General features: G+C 73.0%; 11 protein-coding genes. 10 read left to right on the top strand and 1 reads right to left on the bottom strand.

The window, feature by feature from the left end; translation table 11 throughout:
• From ABZ749_RS21495 to ABZ749_RS21475, 5 genes are all read left to right on the top strand, one after another.
• Window positions 1-889 (top strand): beta-ketoacyl-[acyl-carrier-protein] synthase family protein (locus ABZ749_RS21495; RefSeq protein ID WP_357230279.1); only part of this gene is annotated, 889 nt, incomplete at its 5' end.
• A gap of 67 nt (window positions 890-956) precedes the next feature.
• Complete coding sequence (locus ABZ749_RS21490) at window positions 957-2,231, top strand: beta-ketoacyl synthase N-terminal-like domain-containing protein (RefSeq protein ID WP_357230277.1); 1,275 nt, start codon at window positions 957-959, stop codon at window positions 2,229-2,231.
• Entirely contained in the window at window positions 2,228-2,545 is a 318-nt protein-coding gene (locus ABZ749_RS21485) for an antibiotic biosynthesis monooxygenase family protein (RefSeq protein ID WP_124858865.1), read from the top strand. The genes ABZ749_RS21490 and ABZ749_RS21485 overlap by 4 nt, the downstream gene beginning before the upstream one ends.
• Window positions 2,546-2,686: 141 nt before the next feature.
• The gene (locus tag ABZ749_RS21480; RefSeq protein ID WP_357230275.1) at window positions 2,687-3,514 is read left to right on the top strand and encodes a M55 family metallopeptidase; all 828 of its coding nucleotides are present in this window, start codon (window positions 2,687-2,689) and stop codon (window positions 3,512-3,514) included.
• 363 nt (window positions 3,515-3,877) lie between these two features.
• Entirely contained in the window at window positions 3,878-5,266 is a 1,389-nt protein-coding gene (locus ABZ749_RS21475; protein WP_357230273.1) for a class I adenylate-forming enzyme family protein, read from the top strand.
• Here ABZ749_RS21475 and ABZ749_RS21470 read toward each other — a convergent pair.
• The gene (locus ABZ749_RS21470; protein ID WP_357230271.1) at window positions 5,194-5,880 is read right to left on the bottom strand and encodes a 4'-phosphopantetheinyl transferase superfamily protein; all 687 of its coding nucleotides are present in this window, start codon (window positions 5,878-5,880) and stop codon (window positions 5,194-5,196) included. The two genes, ABZ749_RS21475 and ABZ749_RS21470, sit on opposite strands and share 73 nt — an antisense overlap.
• A 15-nt stretch (window positions 5,881-5,895) precedes the next feature.
• Between ABZ749_RS21470 and ABZ749_RS21465 the strand changes: the two genes are divergently transcribed.
• From ABZ749_RS21465 to ABZ749_RS21445, 5 genes are all read left to right on the top strand, one after another.
• Window positions 5,896-6,162, top strand: coding sequence for an acyl carrier protein (locus ABZ749_RS21465; RefSeq protein ID WP_355007995.1), 267 nt, complete (start codon window positions 5,896-5,898; stop codon window positions 6,160-6,162).
• Window positions 6,162-6,407 (top strand): acyl carrier protein, encoded by a 246-nt coding sequence (locus tag ABZ749_RS21460; RefSeq protein WP_357230269.1) that lies wholly within the window; start codon window positions 6,162-6,164, stop codon window positions 6,405-6,407. Before ABZ749_RS21465 ends, ABZ749_RS21460 begins: the two co-directional genes overlap by 1 nt.
• The gene (locus ABZ749_RS21455; RefSeq protein ID WP_357230267.1) at window positions 6,400-7,503 is read left to right on the top strand and encodes a beta-ketoacyl synthase N-terminal-like domain-containing protein; all 1,104 of its coding nucleotides are present in this window, start codon (window positions 6,400-6,402) and stop codon (window positions 7,501-7,503) included. The genes ABZ749_RS21460 and ABZ749_RS21455 overlap by 8 nt, the downstream gene beginning before the upstream one ends.
• Before the next feature lie 137 nt (window positions 7,504-7,640).
• Window positions 7,641-8,087 carry a beta-ketoacyl synthase chain length factor gene (locus tag ABZ749_RS21450; protein ID WP_357230265.1) on the top strand — a complete coding sequence of 149 codons (447 nt, stop codon included), beginning with the start codon at window positions 7,641-7,643 and terminating at the stop codon, window positions 8,085-8,087.
• A partial coding sequence (locus tag ABZ749_RS21445; protein WP_357230263.1) for a class I adenylate-forming enzyme family protein occupies window positions 8,084-9,162 on the top strand: 1,079 nt, incomplete at its 3' end. The genes ABZ749_RS21450 and ABZ749_RS21445, both read left to right, overlap by 4 nt.

The following is a 9,162-nucleotide window of genomic DNA, read 5'->3' as shown; positions in this document are numbered from 1 at the left end:
GTTGGTGGACGGCACGCGCGGTGGCCCGTACCTCTATCAGGCGCTGGTGCCCAGCAGCCTCGCCGCGGACGTGGCCTGCCGGCACGGGCTGCACGGCCCGGCGCAGGTCGTGTCCACCGGCTGCACCTCCGGCATCGACGCCATCGGGTACGCCCACCAGATGATCGTGGACGGTGAGGCGGACGTGATGCTGGCCGGCGCGTCCGACTCGCCGATCTCGCCGGTCACTGTCGCCTCGTTCGACGCGATCAAGGCGACCAGCCCGGACAACGACGACCCGGCACACGCCTCCCGCCCGTTCGACGCCGATCGGCACGGGTTCGTGCTGGCCGAGGGCGGGGCGGTGCTGGTGCTGGAGGAGGCCGGCCACGCCCGGCGTCGGGGAGCGCACATCTACTGCGAGGTGGCCGGCTACGCCAGCCGCAGCAACGGCTTCCACATGACCGGGCTGCGACCGGACGGGCTGGAGATGGGCCTCGCCGTCACCGACGCGCTCCGGCAGGGCCGGATCCTGCCCGAGCAGGTCTCCTACATCAGCGCCCACGGCTCGGGCACCCGGCAGAACGACCGACACGAGACGGCCGCGTTCAAGCGGGCGCTGGGCCAGGCCGCGTACCGGATCCCGATCAGCTCGATCAAGTCGATGGTCGGGCACTCGCTCGGCGCGATCGGGTCGATCGAGATGGCCGCGTGCGCCCTCGCCATCGAGTTCGGTGTGGTGCCGCCGACGGCGAACTGGAGCACCCGGGACCCGGAGTGCGACCTGGACTACGTACCCAATGAGGCACGGGAGGTGCCGGTGGACGTGGCCCTCTCGGTGGGCAGCGGTTTCGGCGGTTTCCAGTCGGCGATGGTCTTCCGTCGGATGCTCGGCGCGGTGGCGGCGTGAGCGAGCGAACCATCAGGCACAGCAGCGCGGCGTCTCACGCCGGCGCGGAGCGAAGCGGAGTGCTGGCGTGAGCGCCGCTTCGCACAGTGGCGGCGCGACGGCCCGGGCGGTGGTGACCGGCATCGGGGTGGTCGCACCGAGCGGCATCGGCGCGGACGCGCACTGGCGTACGGTCCTTGCCGGCACCCGCCGGACCGGGCCGATCACGTTGTTCGACCCGGCCGGCTATCCGACCCGCTTCGGCGGGGAGGTGCCCGGCTTCACCGCCGACTCCTACGCCGACAGTCGACAGTTGGTGCAGACCGACAGGTGGACGCACCTCGGCTTCGCCGCCACCCGGCTGGCGCTGGCCGACGCCGGCCTGCCCGACCGGGCCCCCGACCCGTACGGCTACGCGGTGACCCTGGCCAGCTCGTCCGGGGGCAACCTGTTCGGTCAGCGGGAACTGCAACGGCTGTGGGGTGGCACCTCGCGGACGGTCGGGGCGTACCAGTCGATCGCCTGGTTCTACGCCGCCAGCGTCGGGCAGCTCTCCATCCACCACCAGTTCAAGGGCCCGAGCGGGGTGCTGGTCGCGGAGTCGGCCGGCGGCCTGGACAGCCTGGCCCACGCCGCCCGCGCGGTGCGCCGGGGCACCCCGGTCGTGATCGCCGGGGCCACCGAGTGCCCGTTGAGCCCGTACGCGCTCGCCTGTCAGCTGCGCTCGGGGCTGCTCAGTGACGTCGCCGACCCGGAGCGGGCGTACCGGCCGTTCGACGCCACCGCCAGCGGCTACCTGCCGGCCGAGGGAGGAGCGGTGTTCGTGGTGGAGGAGCTGGGGCACGCCCTGGCCCGGGGCGCCCGGGTCTACGGCGAGGTGAGCGGGTGGGGCTCCACCCACGACGCCGCGCACACCACGGCGCAGAGCAGCGGCGACCCGGCCCAGTACGCGCGGGCGATGCGGCTGGCTCTGGACCGGGCGGGCGTCGCCGCCGCCGGAATCGACGTGGTGCTGCCCGACGCTCTCGGCGTGCCCCGCTACGACCGCAGCGAGGCCGAGGCGCTGCGGGCAGTGTTCGCCGACCGGCCGCCCCCGGTGACCACGCAGAAACCGCTGACCGGTCGGGCGTACCAGGGCGGCTCGGCGTTGGACGTGGCCACCGCGCTGCTCGCCTTCGCCCACGACACGTTGCCCGCGTCGGCGGGACCGGACGAGGTGGCCGAGGGCTGCGAGCTGGACTTCCTGCGCGAGCACCGCCGACCGCGCAGCCGACTCGCCCTGATCTGCGCGCGGGGTTTCGACGGGTTCAACAGTGCGCTGGTCCTGCGCGGGGCCGCGCCGATGAGGGAAGAGGCGTCATGAGCGACAAACGGGCCCGGGTGGTCTTTCTGGTACGGGTGCCGGTGCCGCGCACCGAACAGTTCCTCGCCGCGTACGAACAGGTGCGACACCTGGTCGCCGGCGGTGTGCCGGGGCACCTGGTCGACCAGGTGTGCCGGTCGTCGACCGACCCGGAGCAGTGGCTGATCACCAGCGAGTGGGCGAGCCTGGCCGACTTCGAGGAGTGGGAACGCAGCCCCGAGCACCGGGACCTCGTACGCCCGATGCGGGAGTGCTTCACCGACGCCCGTTCGCTGCGCTTCCACATCCACGCCCAAACCCCAGCCCTGGCCTGAAGCTCCCCGCGCCCCCGGCGCCCTCTTCCCGCGATCTTGCACTTGGTGTCGCGACATAGGGGGCATGTCACGCGTCTCGACGACCGAAACCGCAAGATCGGCGCGGTGGGGACGGGTTGCGGCGCGTAGGGTCTTGCAGTTGTGAAGGTACTGATCTCGGTGGACATGGAGGGCATCTCGGGGATCGTTCATCCCACCGAGACGAATCCGGATCGGTACGACTACGAGCGCGGCCGGGCGTTGATGACGGCCGAGGCGAACGCGGTGATCGCCGGGGTCCTCGATGCCGAACCCGAGGCGGTCGTGTGGGTCGCCGACGCGCACGGGACGTTCCGGAACATCCTGCCCGAGAACCTCGACCAGCGTGCTCACCTGGTGCGGGGCAAACCCCGGCCGCTGGGCATGCTCGCCGGGCTGGACGAGCACACCGATGCCGTCCTGCTCATCGGCTATCACGCTCGGGCGGGTGCCGGGCCCGCCGTGCTGGCCCACACGATGAGCGACGCCATCCTCGACGTACGGGTGGCCGGGCGGTCGCTGGGCGAGATCGGCCTCAACGTCGCCATGGCAGGGCACCTCGATGCGCCCGTCGTCCTGCTCAGCGGGGACGACACCGCCTGCGCCGAGTTCAGCGCGGTGGCGCCCTCGGCGGTCACCGTCGCCGTCAAGCAGACCCTGGGTCAGGCCGCCGCGGTGGCCCTGCATCCGCAGGAGGCACGGGAGCGGCTGCGCCATGCCGCCGCCGACGCGGTCGCCCGGCGCGCCTCGATACCGCCGGCGAAGATGGCCGGGCCGGTTGACGTCGAGGTCGACCTGTACGGGCCGTACATGGTCGACCTCGCAGTTCTGGTGCCGGGTGTTACCCGCGTCGGTGGTGGCCGGACGGTCGCCTTCCACGCCGCCGACGTCGCCGAGGCGTACCGCCTGGTTCAGCTGCTCGTCCAACTCGCCAGCATCAAACCGAGCTAAGGCCTGTTTGATAGGACCTGGCCGGCCGTCGCCAGGGCACCGCCTCGGCTCGACCGCCCTTGTGAAACAGGCCTTGGCGCCCGAGAGCCGTCTCGCTCGGCCGGCGACCTCGCCGCCATCGGCCGTCCGGCTGAGGACGCGCGACGGTTGTACGAGGGGTCATGCCTCGGTGACGTTCTGCCGAATCACCCGCCCGATCCTGCCCGCCGAACGGGCTGTCGGCAATCCGGCTGGCCGCTGCTTTTGATCCATCCATTCGCATCTAGCAATGGCCACGTGGGAGTCGTATGGTTCCCCGCAGCACCCCGACAAGCGTACGTGATGGGCGGATTCGCCCTCTTTCCTGCTGGGCGGTGAACGGCAGTGACGGCAGAAGATCCTACGGCGACAGACCCCGGCTGGGTGGACGAAGTCCTCTTCGCCGGCCACCCGACCGACGTTTGTCTTCGTCTGCCCGAGCCCGTCGACCGGGCGACCCTGCACCGGCTGGTCACCGCCGCGCAGGAGCGGCTGACCACCGCCGGACTGCGCCCCGGTGGCGCCGTGGCGCTGCGGTTGCCGCCGTCGCTGGCGTACGTGGTGAACCTGCTCGCCACCTGGCGCGCCGGGGGGCAGGCGATCCTGCTGGACCACCGGCTCACCGACCACGAGGTGGACCGGGCGCTGACCCGGTTGACCCCGCAGGTGGTGGTCGCTCCGGTGCGGACCGGTGGCGGCGCCCTGAAGATCTTCGTCGACGTCACCGAGGGCGTGACCCGGTACGCCGACCGCCCGGCGGTCAACGGCCACGCCGTGATCCAGCTCAGCTCCGGCTCCACCGGCCCGTCCAAGGTGATCGGCCGCACCGCCGCCGACCTGGTCGCCGAGGTGCACCGCTACACCCGGATCGACGGGGTGGCGCTGCCCGGCGAGCGGATCATCCTGCTGCCCTCGATGGTGCACGTGCTCGGCCTGGTCGGTGGCCTGCTCTACGGGCTGCACGCCGGGGTCGAGCTGGTGCCGCCGGAGCGGCTCAGCGGCGACGCCGTGCTGGCCGCGATCAGCGCCGGCCCCACGCCGGCCACAGTGCTCGGCGTGCCGTTCCACATCGGACTGCTCGCCTCCACCCGCCCGACCGGTCCACTGCCACAGCTGCGGCGGATGACCACCGGGGGTGAGCTGGTCCCGGCCGCCGTCGCCCGGGCGTTCACCGACCGGTACGGCGTACCCCTGGGCAACATGTACGGGATGACCGAGGTCGGGGTGATCGGCACCGACCTGCACGGGTCGCACCGACCGTCGATCGCCCCCGCGCCCGGGATCGAGGTCCGCGAGTCCGGCGGTGAGCTGTGGGTGTCCTGCCCGGCGTCGCCGTACGTCGGGCTGAGCGACCCGACCCGCTGGTCCGACGGCTGGCTGCACACCCGCGACGCCGGGACCGTCGACGACGACACCGGCCTGGTCACGGTGCGCGGTCGACTCGACTCGCAGGTCTCCGTCGGCGGGATGAAGGTCGACCTGACCGAGGTGGAGGCCACCGTCGCCGAGCTGACCGGCGTCGCCGCCGCCGTGGTGGTCTGGGACGACGGCATCACCGCGTACGTCCAACCGGACGGTCCGTTGTCGGAGGAGACGCTGGACAAGCTCCTCGCCGAGCGGTTGGCCGGCTACAAACGGCCCAGGGCGTTGCACCTGCTCGATCAGTTGCCCCGTACCACCACCGGCAAGCTGGTCCGCTCGACCGATGCGCTGCGCTCGGCGGTCACCCCGTGACCGGGCCGCTGCACCACCTCGACGTCGACCTGCTCGCCCGCGTGCGCGGCGACCGCCAGGACGAGCCCCCCGCCCAGCGGCGGGTGGCCGACCCGCAGCAGCCCGGTGCTGGGCACCGGCCGCAACGGCAGCCCCGGCGGCGGCATCAGCCGGCGCAGCCCGCCGCCGCGCAACCCCTGCCCGAGCGCCTTGCCGACCGCCTCCTTGGCGGTCCACAGCCGCAGGAAGTCCACCGTTCGGCTGGCCTCGGGCCGATCGCCCAACCAGGCCAGCTCGGCGGGCGGGAACCAGCGGCGGGCCAGCGCGAGCGCCGGCAGCGGGCGGATCCGCTCCACGTCCACCCCGACCGCGCCGGCTTGACGGGCGGCGACCACCACCAGCCCGGCGGTGCGGCTGACGCTGACCGCCAGCTCGACCGACCCGGTCGCCTCGTCGACCCGGACGACCGGCCGTCCCTCGCGGTCGTGCGTCAGCACCAGCTCGGCGTCCGGGCGACCGAGCAGCAGAGCACCCGCCCGCCGCAGCAGCACAGCGGCCGGATCCGGCTGACCGCCGGTGTCCCGGCCGACCCACACGTAGGCGGTGTCCCGATCGGACACCGTCAGCTGAGCCACGCAGAAAGGGTATCCATGAGAGCCGAGGTCCGCGCCTTCGTCGTCGAGCAGCTCGCCGACATGAACTACGACGTCGAGGGGCTCGACGACGACACCACGCTCGGCCCTTCCGGCGTCGACCTGGAGTCACTCGCCCTGGCCGACCTGTCCGTCCGGGTCGAGGACCGGTACGGCCTGACGTTCGCCGACGACGAGTCGGAGCAGCTCGCCCTGATGACGGTCGGCGAGTTCACCACAATGGTCGCCGATCGGGTCACCGAGGCGACGAGCGACAAGAGCTGATGGGCGGTCAGCCCGATCTGGGGCGAGCTGACCTGATGACCATGCTCGCCGAACTCACAGCGAAACCGGCTGCCGACGTGTCCGACCGGATCGGCTCGATGGAGCTTGCCTGGCTGGTGCACCTCGTCGAGCAGCGCTACGAACGCCGGCTCGACCTCACCGACGACGAACTGGCCGGCATCCGCACAGTCGACGACGCCCTGGTGGTGTTCCGGGCGTCGCTGACCGCCTCCGCAGATGGTTGAGGCGCGCGTCGCCCAGCTCACCGGTGTGTACGCGGTCAGCGCCCTGGGACGGGGCGCCGATGCGCAGCTCGCCGGGGTGTTGGCCGGCGTGCCGGCGTTCGGACCGGTGGACCGGTTCGACACCGCCGCCCGCCGGGTCACAGTGGCGGCCACCCTGCCCGAGGTCGCTACCCTCCCCGACGAGTTGGCCACCGCGATCGACGCGGCCTGCCGCGCGGCCGGTCTGAACCGCGCGCAGCGCGCCGGGTGCGCCCTGCTCCTCGCCGTGCACGGCGGCCCGGCCGTGGGCCCGACGCCGGCCGCGCTCGCCGGTCAGCTCGCCGCACGATGTGGGCTGTCCGATCACATCCGGGTCTACACCAGCGCCTGCGTGTCGGCCAGCACGGCGGTGGCCGACGCCGCCGCCCGGATCACCCGGGATGATGTCGAGCGGGTCGTGGTCGCTGCCGGCTACCTGGTGGAGTCGGACCAGTACGCGCTCTTCGACGCCGGTCGCGCCCTCGCTGTCGACGGGGCGGTCCGCCCGTTCAGCGCCGGCCGTCGAGGGTTGCTGCTGGGTGACGGCGTGGCCGCCGTGGTGCTGGAGTCGAGCGCCGTTCGGCGACGCGGTGTCGAGCCGGTGGCCACAGTGGTCGGTTGGGGGCGGGCCGGCGACGCGTTCCATCCCTGCCAGCCGGAGCCCGGCGGCACCGGGCTGGCCCGCGCGGTCGACGGCGCGCTGCGCCGGGCCGGGCTGCCACCGCAGTCCGTCGGCTACGTCAACGCCAACGCCACCGGTACCGCGCAGAGCGACGCCGCCGAGGCCGCCGCCCTGCGTCGGGCTCTCGGCGGTCATGCCGCCCGGGTCCCGGTCAGCTCGACGAAGTCGGTGCACGGGCACGCGCTGGAGGCGTCCGGGCTGCTCGAACTGGTGGTCACCGCGCTCGCGCTGCGCCACGGCGACCTGCCGGTCAACGCCGGATGGCTGGGCCCCGACGAATCCTGCCCTCTGAACATCGTCAGAGACCGTCCGCAAAGGACGGAAGCCACCCACGCCCTGACCCTCAACGCCGCCTTCGGTGGCGCCAACACCGCTCTCCTGGTCGGCGTCGGATGACCGCCCCCCACTCCCCGCCGCGCGCGTTCTGCCCCGACGAATCTGACCAAGCGCCCGAATCGACGACCGGAACCGCACGATCGCCGGGGGAGAGAGCTCGGGCTCTCTGGCCCGAGGGCGGGGACGTCGGGGGCACCGTGGCGGGGGTGCCGGGGTTTGTGCACTCGGACTTCGCGCCGGTGGTGGTGGCCGTCGCGGAACGGTGTCTGCGGCGGGGGTACGGGTCGGCGGGAGTGCCCGCCGGGGTGCGGACGGGAATCGTGCTGGTCAGCGCCAGCGGTGATCTCGCCAGCGCCCAGCACGTACGGGCCACCGTCGAGGCCGGCGGGCGGATCGGCCCGCTGTTCTTCTTCCAGTCCGTGCCCAACAGCGTCGCCGGGCACCTCGCGGCCCGCTGGAACCTGCGAGGACCGGTGGTCTGCCTCAGCCCGACCGGCGACCCGTACACCGACGGTGTCGCCGAGGCCGACCTGCTGCGCGACGACGGCGACGCCGACGAGGTGTTGCTGATCCTGATCGAACAGGCACCCGACGGGCCGACCGAGGCGGTCGCGGTGCTGCTGGGGGGAGGAGCACGACCATGAGGACACGGGGACTGCGCGGCGCACTGGCCGCCGACACCGAACTGGGCGCGGGCAACGTTCTGGCCCGGGTGCTGGCGCACGGCGCCGACCCGGACGGGCCCGGCCTCACCTTCGACACCGCCGTCGACGGGCACCCCGCCGAGACGCCGCTGACGCTGGGGCTGCTCGACGAGCGGGTCGCCGCCCGCGCCGCCTGGCTGCACGAACAAGGAGTACGCCCCCGCGACCCGGTCGCCGTCTGGGCCACCGCCGCCGCCGACATGGTGCTCAGCTTCCTGGCGCTGGCCCGGCTCGGGGCGATCCCGGCGCTGATGAACGGCAAACTCCGCCCGGAGATAGCCGCCGAGTACATCCGCCGCCTGCGGGGCGTCGGCGTGCTGGCCGACGACGCGCACACCGCGCTGCTGGCCGGGCACGACCTCGGCGTACCCCTGCTCGGCACTCCCGCGCAGGCCGGCACGGGTGACTCGGCCGCGGCCCCGGCGCACTACCGGCACCACCCGGACGACCCGATCGTGATCACCCACACCTCCGGGACGACCGGGGTGCCCAAGGCGGTGCTGCACTCGCACGCCAGCCTCTTCGCGGCCACCCGACACCTGCTCACCATGCCGCAGGCGCAGGGCACCACCCGGATCCTCAACGCGCTGCCCGCACCGCACACCGCGACGGTGCTGATGGTCAACCAGGCGCTTGGCAACCGCGCGCAGATGTTCCTGCTCTCCGAGCAGGGCGGCGAGCAGGTGCTGGACGCCATCCAACGCTGGCGCCCCGACGGGGTGTTCGGTTTCTCGGTCACCTGGGCGGAGTTGGCCCGCTTCGACCTGTCCGGGTACGACCTGGACTCGGTGCGGCTGTGGTTCAACACCGGCGACGCCTCGCACGAGCCGCACATCCGCCGGCTGGTCGCGGTCGGTTGGCGCGACACCATCACCCGCGACGGGGTGGCGAAGGTGCCCGGCTCGGTCTTCATCGACGGGCTGGGCTCCAGCGAGATGGGGCACTCGATGTTCCACATCACCCACCGCGCCGACACCGACCGGTACGGCCGCTGCATCGGCCGCCCGTACCGGTT

The sequence above is a fragment of the Micromonospora sp. NPDC047753 genome, from assembly GCF_040642735.1.
Taxonomy (GTDB): Bacteria; Actinomycetota; Actinomycetes; order Mycobacteriales; family Micromonosporaceae; genus Micromonospora.
Note: the sequence above shows the minus strand (reverse complement) of the source record. Positions and strands in the feature narration are given on the sequence as shown.

What these genes read in the sequence shown, in the direction of transcription:
- ABZ749_RS21485 (WP_124858865.1), top strand. Translation starts at nt 2,228, where the DNA reads ATGAGCGACAAACGGGCCCGGGTGGTCTTTCTGGTACGGGTGCCGGTG.
- ABZ749_RS21465 (WP_355007995.1), top strand. Translation starts at nt 5,896, where the DNA reads ATGAGAGCCGAGGTCCGCGCCTTCGTCGTCGAGCAGCTCGCCGACATG.
- ABZ749_RS21460 (WP_357230269.1), top strand. Translation starts at nt 6,162, where the DNA reads ATGGGCGGTCAGCCCGATCTGGGGCGAGCTGACCTGATGACCATGCTC.
- ABZ749_RS21455 (WP_357230267.1), top strand. Translation starts at nt 6,400, where the DNA reads ATGGTTGAGGCGCGCGTCGCCCAGCTCACCGGTGTGTACGCGGTCAGC.